9 protein-coding genes and 1 pseudogene are annotated in these 15,720 nt (G+C 71.2%); 5 read left to right on the top strand and 5 right to left on the bottom strand.

The features are described from left to right. Positions 1–36 precede the first annotated feature (36 nt). The 3 genes from A3IC_RS0141115 to A3IC_RS0141105 are packed head-to-tail and all read right to left on the bottom strand — an operon-like array spanning position 37 to position 3,380. Positions 37–561: a gluconokinase gene (locus A3IC_RS0141115; protein WP_020555892.1), complete on the bottom strand. Its 525-nt coding sequence runs from the start codon at positions 559–561 to the stop codon at positions 37–39. A gap of 52 nt (positions 562–613) precedes the next feature. Continuing rightward, positions 614–1,570 (bottom strand): cyclase family protein, encoded by a 957-nt coding sequence (locus tag A3IC_RS0141110; protein WP_020555891.1) that lies wholly within the window; start codon positions 1,568–1,570, stop codon positions 614–616. Continuing rightward, a complete protein-coding gene (locus A3IC_RS0141105) occupies positions 1,560–3,380 on the bottom strand; it encodes a glycoside hydrolase family 15 protein (RefSeq protein WP_020555890.1) in 1,821 nt (606 codons plus the stop codon). Before A3IC_RS0141105 ends, A3IC_RS0141110 begins: the two co-directional genes overlap by 11 nt. A 328-nt stretch (positions 3,381–3,708) precedes the next feature. On the opposite strand from A3IC_RS0141105, the gene A3IC_RS0141100 reads away from it, so the two are divergent. From A3IC_RS0141100 to A3IC_RS65930, 4 genes and pseudogenes are all read left to right on the top strand, one after another. Further along, on the top strand, positions 3,709–4,662 hold the full coding sequence (locus A3IC_RS0141100; protein ID WP_020555889.1) for a DUF389 domain-containing protein: 954 nt from the start codon (positions 3,709–3,711) through the stop codon (positions 4,660–4,662). 290 nt (positions 4,663–4,952) lie between these two features. Continuing rightward, positions 4,953–6,731 carry a cation:proton antiporter gene (locus A3IC_RS0141095; RefSeq protein ID WP_040878018.1) on the top strand — a complete coding sequence of 593 codons (1,779 nt, stop codon included), beginning with the start codon at positions 4,953–4,955 and terminating at the stop codon, positions 6,729–6,731. 515 nt (positions 6,732–7,246) lie between these two features. Next, positions 7,247–7,669 (top strand): hypothetical protein, encoded by a 423-nt coding sequence (locus A3IC_RS0141085; protein ID WP_245599805.1) that lies wholly within the window; start codon positions 7,247–7,249, stop codon positions 7,667–7,669. 433 nt (positions 7,670–8,102) lie between these two features. Continuing rightward, a pseudogene (locus A3IC_RS65930) lies at positions 8,103–8,431 on the top strand (transposase); the annotation flags it as partial. Positions 8,432–8,666: 235 nt separating this feature from the next. On the opposite strand, the gene A3IC_RS0141075 reads toward A3IC_RS65930, so the two are convergent. Further along, positions 8,667–12,107: a DNA polymerase III subunit alpha gene (locus A3IC_RS0141075; protein WP_020555884.1), complete on the bottom strand. Its 3,441-nt coding sequence runs from the start codon at positions 12,105–12,107 to the stop codon at positions 8,667–8,669. A gap of 731 nt (positions 12,108–12,838) precedes the next feature. On the opposite strand from A3IC_RS0141075, the gene A3IC_RS63355 reads away from it, so the two are divergent. Beyond that, the gene (locus tag A3IC_RS63355) at positions 12,839–15,088 is read left to right on the top strand and encodes a hypothetical protein (RefSeq protein WP_026219317.1); all 2,250 of its coding nucleotides are present in this window, start codon (positions 12,839–12,841) and stop codon (positions 15,086–15,088) included. 84 nt (positions 15,089–15,172) lie between these two features. Here A3IC_RS63355 and soxR read toward each other — a convergent pair whose 3' ends face one another. Beyond that, on the bottom strand, positions 15,173–15,637 hold the full coding sequence (gene soxR, locus A3IC_RS0141065) for a redox-sensitive transcriptional activator SoxR (protein WP_040878017.1): 465 nt from the start codon (positions 15,635–15,637) through the stop codon (positions 15,173–15,175). Positions 15,638–15,720: the final 83 nt, after the last annotated feature.

Raw genomic sequence — 15,720 nt, 5'->3', positions numbered from 1 at the left:
TTGCATCGACCCGGCAGGCGCCGAACAGGCGCCCGTTCACCCGATCGCCCGCACGGCGCTCACGGCCCGCTCGACGATGGCCCGCGGGTCGGCCGGCGCGTCGACGGTCAGCCCAGCCTCGTCCGGCCGCAGGGGCTCCAAGGTGTCGTACTGGGAGGCGACCAACCGCGCCGGCATGAAGTGGCCCACGCGTTCGGCGTCACGCCGACGGGCGATCTCCTGGTCGAGCGCCAAGTGCAGGAACCACACGCCTGCGCCGGCCTGGCGGAAAACGTCCCGGTACTCGTGCTTGAGAGCCGAGCACGCCATCACCCCGCCCCGGCCGGTGTCGGTCGCCTCCCTGATCCAGCCGGCAAGCGTCCGCAACCACGGTCGGCGGTCGTCGTCGTCGAGCGGCCGGCCGGCGGCCATCTTGGCGCGGTTGGCGGCCGGGTGGGCATCGTCCGCCTCCAGGAACGGCACCCCGAGCCGCTGCGCGAGCAACCGTGCCACGGTGGACTTCCCGGCCCCGGACACGCCCATGACCACCACGAACGTGGGCGCCGCAGCGGCTCCTGCCATGACACTCCACTCCTCGGAGGCGACACCCCCAGGCGTCCGTAGGGCCGGGGCCTCACAGGACGGCGATCGGATTGACCGGCGAGCCGGTGGCGTTCGGCAGCCTCAGCGGGGCGATCACGCACAGGAACGACCAGCGCCCCTCCGCCTCGCAGGCCGGCGCCAGGTCCTCGAACTGCAGGTAGTCCAGGAGGTGAAGGCCCATGGCGTGGATCGCCAGCACATGCACGGGGAAGTCGACGCCCTCGGTGAAGCTCGGGGCGGTGTCGTTGTTCCCGTCGCCGCCGAGCACGGCGACCCGCCGGTCCGCCAGGAACTCCAGCGCGGACGGATGGAGCCCGGCACGGGCACGCGCCGCGTGCCACGCTCCCAGTTCGGCGCGGCGTCGGCGGTGGCCGACCCGGACGAACAGGAGGTCGCCCTCGCCTACGCGGACGCGCTGGGCGCTCTCGGCCGTGGTGAGGTCGTCGGCGGTCACGCAGTCACCCGGTTCGAGCCACGGCACGCCACGCAGCCGTGGGATGTCCAGCAGCACGCCGCGTCCGACGATCCCGTCGTGAGCCGCCTCGATGGACAGCGCGGTCGCACCGCCCGCCGAAACGCTACTCGCGGCCACGCCGCCGTGCAGCGTGCCGTCGTAGATCACATGGCACAGGGCGTCGATGTGGCTGTCGGCGTCGCCGTGCACGTTCATCGCAAAGCTGTCCATCGCGAAATGGAGCCCGCGCGCGGCGTTCTCCTGCGGCTGCCCGCGCATCCGGTGCCGTGCGGGCTCTGCGTTGTCCGGGCCGGGAAGCGTTTCCACCGGCGCTGCGAGCGTGACCGTCCGTCCGGTCCGCACCTCGCGGGCGGCGGCCAGCACCCGGGCGGGAGTGAGCGCGTCCAGAGCACCCCGGCCACCCGCGGCCCAGGCGGTCCGCGACACCAGGCGCCGGTACAGCGCCCCGAACTCGTCCTCGGTCAGCTGCGGCGGTCCCGCCGGAGCGGCATGCGTGACCACGTCAGCGCTCATCCTCGGCGTCGAGCGCCTCGTCGAGGGTGGTGGCCGCCATGATGAGCGACAGATGGGTGAACGCCTGCGGGAAGTTGCCCAGTTGCTCCCCGCTCGGACCGACCTCCTCGGCGAACAGCCCGACGTGGTTGGCGTACGTCCGCATCTTCTCGAAGGTGTATCGGGCCTGCTCCAGCCGCCCCGCCCGGGCCAGCGCGTCCACGTAGAGGAACGTACACAGACTGAAGGTGCCCTCCGAGCCGCGCAGACCGTCCGGCGACGCCGCCGGGTCGTAGCGGTAGACAAGGCTGTCGGAGACGAGCTTGCGGTCCATCGCGTCGAGCGTGGACAGCCAGGCCGGATCCTCCGGGGCGATGAACCCGACCCTCGGCATGAGCAGCAGCGAAGCGTCCAGGACGTCACCGCCGTAGTGCTGGACGAAGGCGCCCTCCTTCTCGCTCCAGCCGCGTTCCATGACCTGCTCGAAGACGGCGTCCCGGGCCCTGCGCCACCTCTCCAGGTCGGCGGGCTTGCGGAACTGCTCGGCCAGCGTCAGCCCGTGGTCGAAGGCGACCCAGGACATCACCCGGCTGTAGGTGAAGTCCTGGCGGCCGCCGCGGGTCTCCCAGATACCCTCGTCCGGGCGGTCCCAGGCGTCGGCGAACCAGTCCATCGCCCTGGTCAGCGCGCGCCATCCCTCGTAGGTTGCCTGGTGCATCAATTCGCGGCCCTGGGAAAGCGCGTAGACGGCCTCGCCGTAGATATCCAGCTGGAGCTGGTCGGCGGCACCGTTGCCGACGCGCACGGGGAAGGAGCCCCGGTAGCCCTCGAAGTGTTCGAGTGTCTGCTCCGGCAGGTCGGGGTTGCCGTCGATCCGGTACATGGTCTGCAGCGGCTCGTCCTCCTTGCCCTCGCGCTCGCGCAGCCTGGCCACGAGCCAGTGGACGAAGGCGGTGGCCTCCTCGACGAAGCCGAGGTCCAGCATGGCCCGCACGGACAGCGCGCCGTCACGGACCCAGGTGAACCGGTAGTCCCAATTGCGCTCTCCGCCGACCTGCTCGGGCAGGCCCATGGTGGCGGCCGCGACCAGTGCCCCGGTGGGGGCGTAGGTCAGGAGCTTGAGGGTGATGACCGAGCGGTGCACCAGCTCGGGCCAGCGGCCCCGGTAGCGGGACTGGCGCAGCCACTGCCGCCAGAAGAGGCTGGTATCCCGGACCTGTGCGATAAGCCCGTCGACCGTGGGGGGCGGAGGCGCCTCGCCGCCGGACGCGCAGACGGTGAACACGGCGCCGCCGACTTCGCCGGCGCTCAGCGTCACTGTGCCGCGCACGTCCTGACCGTCCCGCTCCAGTGGGAACGTGGTCTGCAGGTGCGCGTCGATCCCCGGGGCCCGGAACAGACCGCTGTTCTCATCGAGGTCGAGCCGGTGCTCGGCCCGGCCGTAGTCGAAGCGCGGCCGGCACGCGAGTGTGAACTCGACGGTGCCGCGCACCGCACGCACCGCGCGGATCAGGGTGTGACGGTCGGTGGCCGTGCGGGTCTGGTCCGGAGGCATGAAGTCGAGCACCTCGCCCACGCCGTCCGGCGACATGAACCGTGTCACCAGAACGGCTGTGTCGGGGTAGTAGAGCTGCTTGCAGATCGCTTCGGGGTGCTCTGGAGCAAGCCGCATGTATCCGCCGCCGTCGTGGTCGAGCAGGGCGGCGAAGACGCTCGGCGAGTCGAACCGGGGGGCGGCGAACCAGTCGACGACGCCCTTGGACGAGACGAGAGCGGCGGTCTGCAGGTCGCCCACCAGGCCGTGCTCGGCGATGGGGGGGTAGCGGTCCATGGCTGCTCCAAAGTCTCGGAAGAGGCCCCTGCATCCACTCTCCGGCAGCCCGGTCGTCCTCGCCACGTCGCAAAGGTCGACGACAGTCCGCGCCCGGCCGTCACCCGTACGGCGCAACGACGATCGGCTGAAATGCCACAGCCGGGGCTTGGCCCGGCGTCCGAAGCGACCGTGGTCCGCGGCAGCCGCGTCTCACCCGGCGTGCTGCCCCTCCCTCCGGGCGCGCTGCCCTCCCTCCGGGCGTTACCGGCCGAGGCCGGCGGGGCACAGGTGCGCCAGTGCTGCACTCGGGTGCGGCCTGTCGGCCGAGCAATGATGGAGGTCGTGCATGGACATGATCCACCTCCGACTGGTGAGCCCCACCGAACTCACCTCTCGGGCGGTCGGGCTGCTGGCTGATGACCGCTGTGTCTTCAACCTGGTCGTCCTTCCCGAGCAGGCGCGGAACCCTGACGGCGACGCGGTCGAATGCGACATCCTCGCCGGCGCGGCCAACGGCGTGCTGCGTCGTCTGCGTGAGCTGGAACTCGACCGCCGCGGATCCATCGTCATCGAGCCAGTCGAGATGGCCTTCTCCGGGGCGGCGGCGCAGGCCGAGCAGCAGCAGCTCGGGGCGCTCTCGCACGCGCCGGTCTGGGAGGAAGTCGAAGCACGCATCCGCGCCGAGGGCACCTATCTGCCGAGCTTCTACGTCTACCTGGTCATCGCAGGCATCATCGGGGCCGTGGGAATCATCACCAACTCCCAGATCCTGATCGTCGCAGCGATGGTCGTCGGACCCGAGTACGGCGCGATCACCAGCGTCGCGCTGGGCATCGACCGCGGCAACGGCACCAGGATCCGGCAGGGCCTGTTCGCCCTGACCGCGGGATTCCTGCTGGCCATCGCGGCGACCCTGCTGTTCTCGTGGGCGGTCCGGGGCCTCGACCTCCAACCCGAGCTTTTCACCCTGGGCATCAGGCCGGTCTCGTCGCTGATCGACGCACCCAACTTCTTTTCCGTCGTCGTCGCGGTGCTGGCCGGCATCGTCGGGATCGTGTCCTTGACCCAGGCCAGGACGAGCGCGCTGCTCGGCGTGTTCATCTCGGTCACCACCATCCCCGCCGCCGCCGACATCGGCGTCTCCTGGGCGTTCTCCAACTGGAGCGAAGCACGCGGATCCCTGGTCCAACTCCTACTCAACATCGTGCTGTTGGTCGTGGTGGGCGTGCTGATGATCAAGTTCCAACGGGCTCTCTGGCGGCGCATCAGCCTTCGCAGCGAACGTTCGGGCGCAGGGTGAGGCCGCCATCGCTACCGGGAAACCGCGCAAGCGGCCCGGCACCGACCGGAGGAGGACTGCGCACGGGCGCTCCGACGGCTGCCGCCGGCGGCCCGGATGGGCGAACGTACCGGGTGATTTCGGCCGTGGGAAACGTGTCGCGCTTGACCGGGTTGGTGCGGGCACGCACGCTCGCAACCAGAGGACCGAAGCCACATGCCACCACGACGACCGCGTCCGAGGACGACAATGACGGTGCACTCATGGCCCCTGCCTGATCCTCGGACGCCGTTGGTCGGAAGAGGCCGCCTGTGACGACAGACCAGGTGCTCATCGGCGTGGGCCTGATCCTGGTCCTTGCCGTCGGTTCACAGATCCTGGCGAGCCGACTGCGCATCCCCGCCCTCATCGTCCTGCTGCCGATCGGCTTCGCCGCGGGCGCACTGAGCGACGACGTCGACCCCGAGCGGTTGCTGGGAGTGGCGTTCTCACCGCTGGTGTCGCTGGCCGTCGCCGTGATCCTGTACGACGCGGGCCTCGGGCTGGATCTGGCGAGGCTGCGGGGGCACACTCGCCGTGTCGTGGTCAGGCTGATCTGGATCGGGGTTCCGATCACTTGGCTGCTCGGTGCGATCCTCGCCGCGCCGTTGCTGGGCATGTCCCGGCGGGGTGCCGTCATGCTCGGCGCGATCCTCGTGGTCTCGGGTCCGACGGTCGTCGGACCGCTGCTCGGCTTCGTACGACCGAAGGACCGCCTTCAGCACATCCTGGTTTGGGAAGGCTCCCTCATCGACCCGGTCGGAGGCATCCTGGGAGCGCTGGTCTTCCATGCGGTCGTGTCGAGTTCGAAGCACCACTTCCGCAGCGGGGTTGCGGACTTCCTGGTCAGCATGGGCGTCGGAGTGGCCGGCGGGGTGGTCGGGGCGGGTCTGCTGTGGGGGCTGTTCCGGGTGCTGCGGCTCGGCGAGGTACTCGGCACCACGGCACAGCTCGCCGCGGTGATCGGGGTTGCGGCGTTCTGCGATGTCGTGCGCGACGACACGGGACTCATCGCCGCCGTGATGATGGGCCTGGCGGTCGCCGACCTCCCCGGCATCGACGTCCCGGCGCGCCGGCCGTTCTTCGAGACCCTGGTCAGCCTGATCCTCGGTCTGCTGTTCGTCACCATCTCAGCCACAGTCACCCCGGAGTCGCTGCGCCATGTGGCTCTGCCCGCGCTCGGGCTCGCCGCCTTTCTGGTTCTGGCCGCCAGGCCGCTGGTCGCCGCCGTGTCCACCGCCGGCACCGATCTGACACGCGGCGAGCGGGGCTTCATCGGATGGATGGCGCCGCGCGGCATCGTCGCGGCCGCAACCGCGTCGACGTTCTCGGCCGGCCTCGTGGCCGCGGGGATCGGCGGTGCGCACAAGATCCTCCCCGCCACGTTCGTGGTCATCGTCGCGACCGTGACGCTCTACGGCCTGACCGCCTCACCCGTGGCTCGGCGCCTGGGCGTCGTGCGCCTCTCCCGCTCGCGGCCGCTGCTGGTCGGCGGCGATCCGTGGGTGGTCGACCTGGGTGTCGCCCTGCGGTCGGCGGGTCTGGAAGTGCTGATGTGGGCAGGGGAGGAGGAGCAGCGCGAACGGATCGGGCAGGCCGGCATCGAGCTTGCGCCCGGTGAGCTGCTGGCCGCCACCACCGGCGGTGCCGCCGAACTGGAGGGCATTACGGCGGTGTACTTCCTCACCGCCGAGGACGACTTCAACGCCCTGGCGGCGGTAATTCTGCGCGGCAGTGTGGAAGGGACCGTCCACCGCCTCAACGCACCTCCCGAGAGCCATGGCGTGGTAGCGCCGTTCATCGGCGGCGAGGTCCTGTTCGGCGCGGATCTGACCTGGCCGGCCATCTCGCGCAGATACCAGCACGGGGCGGCCGTCGTGGGGCAGCCCGCCGGCGATGCCGTGCCGCCAGGCTGCGATCTGCTGTTCCTGGTACGCCGGGACGGCAGCCTTGATCCGGTCACCAACAGCACCACCCCACACCTCCGGCCGGACGACACAGTCCTCCTGCTGACCCCAGGCGGGCAAGATGCCACACGTCCACCGGAGTAGGCCGACGACAGCCGACCCCGGACCCACGACGGCCCCGGACGTCGCGACTCCTCTCCCTTGGCACCCCGCGTCCGCGCGGTTCGGATGTGGTCATCCTCGGCACCTGCGTCCGCGAGTTCGGCCTCGTGGTTCCCGGTCCCCGCGCCGGTCGACGCTCGCCTTCACGTGCCGCCACACATGGACGTCGAACGGCGCACTCACATGGTCGCGGGCTCGCGCTGCCGAACTCGCACGGTTCCTGCGTTCGCCGCTGCCCCGCCCGGTGTCCCTGGTGTACGTGTACTGCCGGTGCACGACCAGGACCGGAGCCGCGCCCGTGCCGCGCTTCGGCGCGGTGGCGCTGAGAACCCGACCGGAGCACCGGCTCGCCGGCGCTCGCGTACATCGGCGCTTCCGGACCCGTCACCACCACGAATCGACGTCGGTGTCGCTGCCGGCCGGCATCCGGGTGTGGTCGGCCGCAAGTCGGGCCATCCAACGCCGACCGATCCTCCGAGGACATCCGCCGTGATCGTATGTTCGGCGCCGAAGCCGCCGTTCGGGTCACACAAGGCGGCCCATCCGGTGAATGCCGAACGCTTCGTGAGCGAGCCTGGTCGCAGGGGGTACGGGGCCTGGGCAATGCGCGAACCGGAACCGTCGAGGAGATCGGCATGTATGCAGCAGTCCGGCGGTATGAAGGTGTGACCGATGCGGCCGAGGCGGCACGCGTCGTGAAAGAGGGGTTCGTGCCGCTCATGCGCCGGGTTCCCGGCTTCGTGGCCTACTACTGGATCGATGCCGGGGACGGAGTGATGATCTCGACGAGTGTCTTCCAGGACCGGGCCGGTGCCGAGGCGTCGATCTCGAGCGCGTCGGAGTTCGCGCGGGACAACCTCGCGTCAGTACTCCCCACGCCTCCCCGGGTCATGGCCGGGGAGGTTGTGGCGTCCGCATAGCGGCGCACGCATGCACCTGGTCCGCGCGAACGTCACGCGGTAGCCGAACTCGTCGAAGGACGAGTCCTCCAGCGCCTCGCTCCTTCGATGGTTGTTCGCCGCAGGATTCGGGACGTTGGTCGAGCGGTCGGACACGGTCCCGGCCCGTGTCGGGGCGAGCGTTGGGATGGGGTGAATCACGATTCCCGACGGCGTCGACCTGCGCGCTGTGCCGTCGATCTCGTCGCCCAGGACGCGGTGTTCGGGGCCCAGGATCGCCTCGACGTGCCGTGACGTCGACGTACGCACCGTACATGGCGTCTCCGTATGATTTCGCAGCGCACGCAGCCGGGGAATCGGGTTCGCGTCCTGCCCCAGGCACGCCGGCGACTGAATGGCGGCCCACCGGCGCAGCGAAGCCGTGTCGATAAGGGGCTCTCCGTTGTGTCGCCACGCACGGGTGTGGGCGAAGCTGCACCGTGTCCTGTTGGACGAGCTCGGCGCGCGGGGTGCCTTGGACTGGTCGCGATGCGCGGTGGACTCGGTGGACATGCGGGCCCTGAAAAGGGGGAGTTGACGGGTCCGAATCCTGTGGATCGGGGCAAGTACGGGTCGAAGATCCATCTGTTGACCGAACGCTCCGGTCTGCCCCTGTCGATCGGGATCTCCGGCGCGAACACGCACGACAGCCAGGCGTTGATCCCCCTGGTCGAGGGCATCCCGCCGATCCGATCCCGCCGCGGACCACGTCGCCGCAGGCCTGCCGGGCTCCACGGCGACAAGGCCGGTCGTGGTCCTCACGCGCTCCCGTGCGACCCCACGACTGCGACGAGCCCGCCCGGTCCGCCGGCGCCGAGACGGGGACCACGACCAGCGGACCGCCCGTCGACTCCACCCAACACAAGGAGCCGCGGACCGCACCGAGAGCACCGGATGACACTTCATACATACATGCGGTGATTTTCGCCGACCCCGTCGAACCCTCATCCACCAGGTGCCGACAGCTTCACGCACCGACTCAGCCTGGGGAACCGGGGCTGCGGTGGCCGTAGCGGGTGAGGTCGGCGGAGCGTTGGCCGGGGGGTTGGAGGTCGGCGTAGGGGTGTTGGAGCGCTCCGGTGCCGTGGACGAGGATGCGCCGTGGTTGGGCGGGGGTGGGGTGTGCGGTGGGGGCGCCGAGGAGGTCGAGGGCTGCTTGGGGTCCGTGGTCGCGGCGGAGGGTGGCGATCTCGTCGAGGTCCCAGGCCATGGTGCCGACGACGGTGCGCCGGCGTCCGCGGACCTGGATCTTGCCCCGTACCAGGAGCAGTCCGGAGTGGAAGACGGTGTGGGCGCAGGCGGGGTGGGAGTCCTCGAAGAAGGCGAGGTCGACGAGGCCGGAGCCGTCGTCGAGGGTGACGAAGATGACGCGTTTGCCGGAGGCGATGGGTGGGGTCTGGGTGGAGGCGCGGACGCCGGCGACCAGGACTTGTCGGCCGGGTGGTTGTTCGGCGAGGTGGGCGGCGTCGACGGCGCCGATCTCGCGGAGCAGTCGGTGGTGGTGTTCCATCAGGTGCCGGGAGAGGTCGATGCCCAGGACGTGGAGTTCGGCGCCGACGGCTTCGCGGGTGGTCATTTCGGGGAGGCCGCTGGGGGCGGTGGCGTCGAGTCGGCTGTCGGCGAGGGGGAGTTGGCCGTCGCCGACTCTGCGGGTGCGGCGGTGGAGTTCGGGGAGTTGCAGGAGCAGGTCGCGGCGGGTGAGGCGTCCGTTGTGGAGGCCGTCGAGGGCGCCGATGCGGGCGAGGTGTTCGGCGGTGGGCAGGGCGGGGCGGGCGCGTTGCCACAGGTCGGACAGGGAGGTGTAGGGGCGGCCGGCGTCGATGCGGGCGCATTCCTCGTCGGTGATGCCGCGCACCGCCGACAGGGCCAGCCGCACCCCCCACGTGCCGTCGCCGGTCTGCTCGACGGTGTGGCCGGGGTGGGAGTGGTTGACGTCGACGGGCAGGATCGGGACCCGGTGGCGGCGGGCGTCGGCGACGATCACCCGACGCGGCCACATCCCCGGATCGTGCTCGAGCAACCCCGCGTACAGCGCCGCGGGGTGGTGGGCCTTGAGCCACGCGCTCTGCAACGCCGGCACCGCGAACGCCACGGCGTGCGCGCGGCAGAAGCCGTACGCACCGAAGCTCTCGACGATGCGCCACACCTCCTCGCGCACTTCGGGGCTGTAGCCGCGGGTGGCGGCGCGTTGGTGGAACCAGGTCCGGAGCGAGGGCAGGCGGTCGCGGTCGCCGAGCGCGCGGCGGGCGACGTCGGCCAGCGCCAGGTCGCAACCGGTCATGACGGACAGCAGGCCCATGATCTGTTCGTGCCAGATGGTGACGCCGTAGGTGTCGGCGAGGACGGGTTCGAGGTCGGGGTGGGGGTAGGTGGGGGCGGCGCCGTGGCGGGCGGCGATGTACCGCTCGGGCATGCCGCCCGCGACCGGTCCGGGCCGGAACAGGGAGATGTCGGCGATGACGTCCTGGACGCCGCGCGGTTGCAGGCGGCTGAGCAGGTCCTGTTGTCCGGGGCTCTCGAGCTGGAACATGCCGATGGTGTCGGAGGTCTGGATCAGCTTGAACGCGAAGAAGTCGTCGAGCGGGACCTGGCGCGGGTCGTCGAGGTCGATGTGTTCGCCGGTGGTGCGTTCGACCTCGGCGACGGCGTGCGTCATCGCGGACTGCATCCGCACCCCCAGCACGTCCAACTTGATCAGGCCGAGGGCTTCGACCTCCTCCTTCGCGGCCTGGACCATGGGGAAGGCGTCGCCGGGCGTGGGCTGGACCGGCAGTCGGTCCAACAATGTGGCGTCGGTGATGATGACCCCGCACGGGTGCATCGCCATCCCGCGCGGCAACGCGTCCAATTTCTCGGCCAGTTCGAACAGCGGCCCGTATCGCCCCGCCTCGGCCGCCAGCGATCGCAATTCGGGCAACTCGGCCAGCGCGGTGGTGATTCCGCGGGCGCGGATGTGGGGGAAGGATTTGGCGATGCGGTCGATGTCGGGTGCGGCCAGGCCCAGGGCGAGGCCGACGTCGCGCAGCGCGTGGCGGGCTCGGTAGGTCTCGGGCATCGACGTCACCGCGACGCGCTCGCTCCCGAACCGTTCGAAGATCCTGCGGTAGACGTCCAGACGCCGGGCGGACTCCACGTCGATGTCCACGTCCGGCAGCGACGACCGGCGCTCGGACAGGAACCGTTCGAACAGCAGGCCGTGGTCCAGCGGATTGGCGGTGGCGATGTCCAGCGCGTGGCACACCATCGAACCCGCCCCCGACCCGCGCGCCGCCACCCGCACCCCCATCTCCCGCACATCCGCGACCACCTGGCCGACCGTGAGGAAGTACGTGTCCACGCGCAGCCGTCCGATCACCTCCAGCTCCCGCGCCAACCGCTCCATCGCGGCCTCGTCGCGGTCCAGGCCGCGGCGGACCATCCCGGCCTGGCAACGCTCGCGCAACACCCGCGCCGCCGACTCGGCCGTGGCACCGACCACGGCCGGCTCGGGGAAGAACATGCCGCCCAGACCCAGGTCCGCCACCGGATCCACCCGGCACTCGTCGGCGGTGGCCGCGGTCCGCGCGAGCAGTGTTCGGGCGCGGTCGGGTCCGGCCCCGGCGGCGTCCGCGATCCGTGCCGCGGTCGCGGCCATCGCCAACGGGTCCTTCAACCAGCGCTCGCGCGGATCGAGAAAGTCCGGGCGATGGAAACGGATCGGGCGCAGCAGGCGGGCCGCGTCCAGGACGTCGGCGATCTTGTGCTGGTCGGGGTCGGCGTAGCGCACGGCGTTGGTCAACACCGCCGCCACCCCGACTCGGTCGGCCAGGTGCCCGGTGCGGGCGGCCAGACGCAGCGAACCCGGCCCGGTCCCCGACGACCCGTAGTACAGACACTCCAGGCGCAGCGCGTCACCGAACAGTTCACGCCACGGCGCCAGCAGGTGCTCGGCGGTGTCGAGGCGGCCGTCCGACAGCGCCCTCACCGGTTCCGAGGTCGGGCCGAGCAGCACGGTCAGCCCGGGCCCCGCGTGCTCGCGCAGCGCCGACCACGGCACCACGGGCGGCCCTTCGACGGCGTGGGCGGCCGAGACCAGGCGGCACAGCCGCGCCCAACCGGCCGCGTTCCGGGCGAGGAGGGTCACCCGCAGCGGGGGTTGTTCGACGTGGGCGCCGCCGCGGACCGGTGTACGGCGCCGCTGTGCGCGGGGCGTGCCGGGCGCGGCGGGGGCGACGGCGAGGTCCACGCCGAAGATCGGGCGCACTCCGTGGGCCGTGCAGGCCTGCGCGAAGCGCACCGCGCCGCCGACGGTGTCGCGGTCCGTCAGCGCCAGCGTGGTCATGCCGCGCTCGGCGGCCCGCGCCACCAGGTTCTCGGGGTGGGAAGTGCCGTACCGGGCCGAGTAGCCCGACGCGACGTGCAGGTGCGCAAAACCGTCCACCGCGCACCTCCGCCCGCGTCCACCCCCATGTCTGAAAACTGCCTCTCATTCGGACAATAGTTCGAATGGATCGACTTTGCCAACCGCCCTGCCTGCGACGGTCAGAGGTAGTTGGCCATGGGCAGCGGTTGTTGGCCACGTGGGTCGGTCGGTGACCGTTCAGGCACGTGTAGTGAGCGCCCGCCAGGCCGACGAGGACACGGTCCGGATGATCCGCACGATGGGCGTCCGCATCCGAGTTCCGCCGTGCCGCGCGGTCGTGCTCGGCTCCGACGCTGCATCCCCTACGCGCAGCCGTCTCGCGTCACGGGTGCGCGTAGGGATTCGGTCGACGGTGTCGGCGCCGTTTCCGCTACGCGGCGGACCTGCAGGCGTCCCGGTCGTACACCGCGTCCCGCCGGCGCGGGTGGCCCAGGATGAACCGCCGCCCGCACACCGGGCAGCGCACCGCGACCCGATGGGATGCGACGACAGGGCGCGTGGGTCGGGTCGATTCGCGGGTGGGGAGGGTCCGCGCGTGCGTAGGGTGGATGCGGGGCGGGCGAGGGGCGCTCGGCGGTCACCGGTGGGGCCGCCGGGGAGCGTGGGGGCGGACGGTGGAGGGCTGCGTATCGCGCGGGGCAGGTGGACGGCCGGACGGGTCGGATGGTGGTCGGCCTTCCCCCGGGAAGGGCACGACGGGGGGCGGGTACTGCGCCCGAGCCCTGATCTCCGACGGATGGGGGCCGGCGATGGGCAAGAGGCGAAACCATGGGCCGCGGCGCTTTCTGATCGCGCCCGCGGTCGACGCGGAAGCGGCCGATCGACCGGGTTCCTCATCGGGTCATCCGGACGGCGCGCGAGCGCGTGCGCTCGTCGTCGACCTGTTCACGAACGAGTTGGGATACGTCCTCGTCCGCGTTCCGGAACCCACGCCGGTCCGGGAGGGGCTGCCGGGGCGGCTGATCCGGTCGACGAGCGGGTGGGATCGCCGCCCGGACGACATCGTGGCCGTCCATCTCGCCGGCCCCGGTGGGCTGTTGGGCGGCTCCCCGGGTCGGCACGTTTTCTTCACCGCGGACGAGGTTCCCGGCCGGCCCCGGCCGGCGATCTCCACCGCGCGGATTCTCGACGCGCTCGTCGAGGGTGCCGGGATCGGGCAACTGCTGCTCCTGGCGGACACGTTCGCAAGCGACGCGTCCTTCTGTGACGCGACAGCGTTGTCGGCCGCGACGGAGCGCTTGTCGCGTGACCTGGGCCACCCGGACGGGCTCGCGGTGATCGGCGCCCTCCAACCCACGGGAATGGCCGCCGGGGCCGGCTTCGCGGAGTTGTTCGCAGCGGCGGTACGCGCCATGTCCCGCACCGGAACGCGACCATCGGTGCTGGACCTGCGTGCGGTGCTCGCGCACATCGAGGCCGACCCGAGGCGTTCGCCCGCCCTGTGCCTGGCGTGGGCCGGCGGACCCGGCCGCCTGCCCGCGTTCGTATCCGAACCTCGTCGGGCGCCCGGCGGCGCCGCGGACGCGAATCGCCGCCCGCCTCCGTCGATCGGTGCCGACCGGGCCGAGTCGGCCGACCCCGTCGGATCGCAGCCGGAGTCGCCCGATCCCGGGTCGGCGAGCGCCGGGTCGCACCCGCCCGAGTCCGTCGAGCGCGCCGATCCGCCCCGCGACCTGATCCGCCCGCTACTGCACGCACAGGGTCACGGGCTGCCCTGGGAGGACGTCTGGCCCGAACTCGCCTCGCGACTGGCCGGGCACCGCTACACCGACGCGGACATCGCCGAACTGATCGACCGGCCCCCGGGCGAGCACGTGCGGATCGTCGAGACGACGGTTGTGGAACGCTCCTACTATCGGGTCGACTTCCTCGCCTCCGACGGGCCCGTACCGGCGTACCGCGACGAGGACGTCGACGACGCGGAGATCCACACCGCTTTCGTCCGCACGCTCATGAGCCGTGTCCCGTATCGAAGCGACGGCGGCCGGGACTGGGCCCGAGCCCATCCGTACACCCTGCGGTACCTCGCCACACACGCCCGGAACGCGGGTCTGCTGGACGAGATCGTGCTCGACGCGGAGTACCTCGTGCACGCCCACCCGTCGACCCTGAACCCGCATCTGCCCACCGTGCGCACTCCGGCCGCGCGGGTTGCCGCGGCCGTCTACCGCGCGTCGATCGGAGTCCATCGCACCGTCGGTTCGACCACGCGGCGGCGGATTCTCGCCCTGGACGCGCTGTGCATCGACGCGGCTCCCCTGGCGGCGGCCCTCGTCGCCGGGATCGCGCCGGATGCGTGGAAGCCGCTGGCGGCCACCGGGGGTTCGGTCACCCCCGCCGCCCTGGACACCATCCGCGGACAGGCCGGTTCCGTCGACGCGGTGGTGTGCGCGACCCTCGACGGCCGACCCGTCGCCGTCACCGCCTCACGGGACAAGAGCGTACGAGTCCGGGATCTGGCGACCGGGCGCTCGGTCGGGCCCCCGATCGCACACGAGGCCCTCGCCGGGAGAAGCCACCGCACGAACGCGTTGGCCTGCACGACTCTCGACGGCCGGGTCGTGGTCGTCGGCGGGTCCTGGGACACCGCGGTACGGATGTGGGACCTGCGCACCGCCCGACTCGTCCGTGAGCCGTTCCTCGGCCACGAGGACTCGGTGACTGCGGTGGCCTGCACGGTCCTCGACGGCCGGCCCGTCGCCGTTACGGGGTCCGCGGACCAGACCGTGCGTGTCTGGGACCCGCATGGCCCTGCTCCAGGCCATGCAGTCGTTCTTCGGCGTCCGCGAGCACTACGAACGCCCCGACCCGGTCCACCAGGCCGACCTCGACGGCTACTGGCATCGCAGGTGGCAGATGACCCGCCGGCTCCTCGAGGCTCTGCCCGACATCGAGGACGCCCTCGGGACATCGACGAAGTGACCTCGATTCACCAGGTAGTCCGTGCAGCAGGGCCCGACATCCACCTCGGACGGGATGTGGGTCGCCGTCGTCGGTGATTGCCCGAGGCGTGCCACGTGTCGGGACCGAGCGTCTACCCGGTCCCGGGTGGCAACGGCCCCTCTGTTGCGAGAGTTCGTCACTCAGAGTCGTCGGGGGCCGACACCATCCCCGGCGAGCGCGTCGCCGGGGTTCAGCAGAGCGCATGCCTTCATCGAGAGACATCCGCAGCCGATGCACCCGGTGAGCTCGGCCTCGAGTCGTTCGATGGTCTGCCGACGCTCCTCCAGCCGACGCCTCCAGCCGCGCGAGGCGCGCTGCCACTCCTGGTGACTGGGCGGACGGTCGAGCGGCACGTCGGCGAACGCCTCGCGGAGGTCGAGCAACGGGATGCCGATGCGTTTCGCCACCGAGATCAATGCGACTCGGCGAAGCATGTGCCGTGGATAACGGTGTTGGTTGCGATCGTCGCGTTCGGACGCGATCAGGCCGAACTCCTCGTAGAACCGCAGAGCGGAGACGGCCGCCCCGGTCCGGGCGCTCACCTCACCGATGCTCAGCCAGTCGTCCGGGCCTGCTCGAACCTCACCGGGACGGTAACTCGTCATGCACAGCCTCCTCTTGACCTCAACATTACTTGAGGCCCTACGGTCGGCCGCGTCGAAACGACAAGCAGGAACACCCCGGAGAG

The sequence above is a fragment of the Embleya scabrispora DSM 41855 genome (genome assembly GCF_000372745.1).
GTDB classification, from domain to species: domain Bacteria; phylum Actinomycetota; class Actinomycetes; order Streptomycetales; family Streptomycetaceae; genus Embleya; species Embleya scabrispora.
Note: the sequence above shows the minus strand (reverse complement) of the source record. Positions and strands in the feature narration are given on the sequence as shown.

What these genes read in the sequence shown, in the direction of transcription:
- A3IC_RS0141115 (WP_020555892.1), bottom strand. Translation starts at nt 561, where the DNA reads ATGGCAGGAGCCGCTGCGGCGCCCACGTTCGTGGTGGTCATGGGCGTG.
- A3IC_RS0141110 (WP_020555891.1), bottom strand. Translation starts at nt 1,570, where the DNA reads ATGAGCGCTGACGTGGTCACGCATGCCGCTCCGGCGGGACCGCCGCAG.
- A3IC_RS0141105 (WP_020555890.1), bottom strand. Translation starts at nt 3,380, where the DNA reads ATGGACCGCTACCCCCCCATCGCCGAGCACGGCCTGGTGGGCGACCTG.
- A3IC_RS0141100 (WP_020555889.1), top strand. Translation starts at nt 3,709, where the DNA reads ATGGACATGATCCACCTCCGACTGGTGAGCCCCACCGAACTCACCTCT.
- A3IC_RS0141085 (WP_245599805.1), top strand. Translation starts at nt 7,247, where the DNA reads ATGTTCGGCGCCGAAGCCGCCGTTCGGGTCACACAAGGCGGCCCATCC.
- A3IC_RS63355 (WP_026219317.1), top strand. Translation starts at nt 12,839, where the DNA reads ATGGGCAAGAGGCGAAACCATGGGCCGCGGCGCTTTCTGATCGCGCCC.
- soxR (WP_040878017.1), bottom strand. Translation starts at nt 15,637, where the DNA reads ATGACGAGTTACCGTCCCGGTGAGGTTCGAGCAGGCCCGGACGACTGG.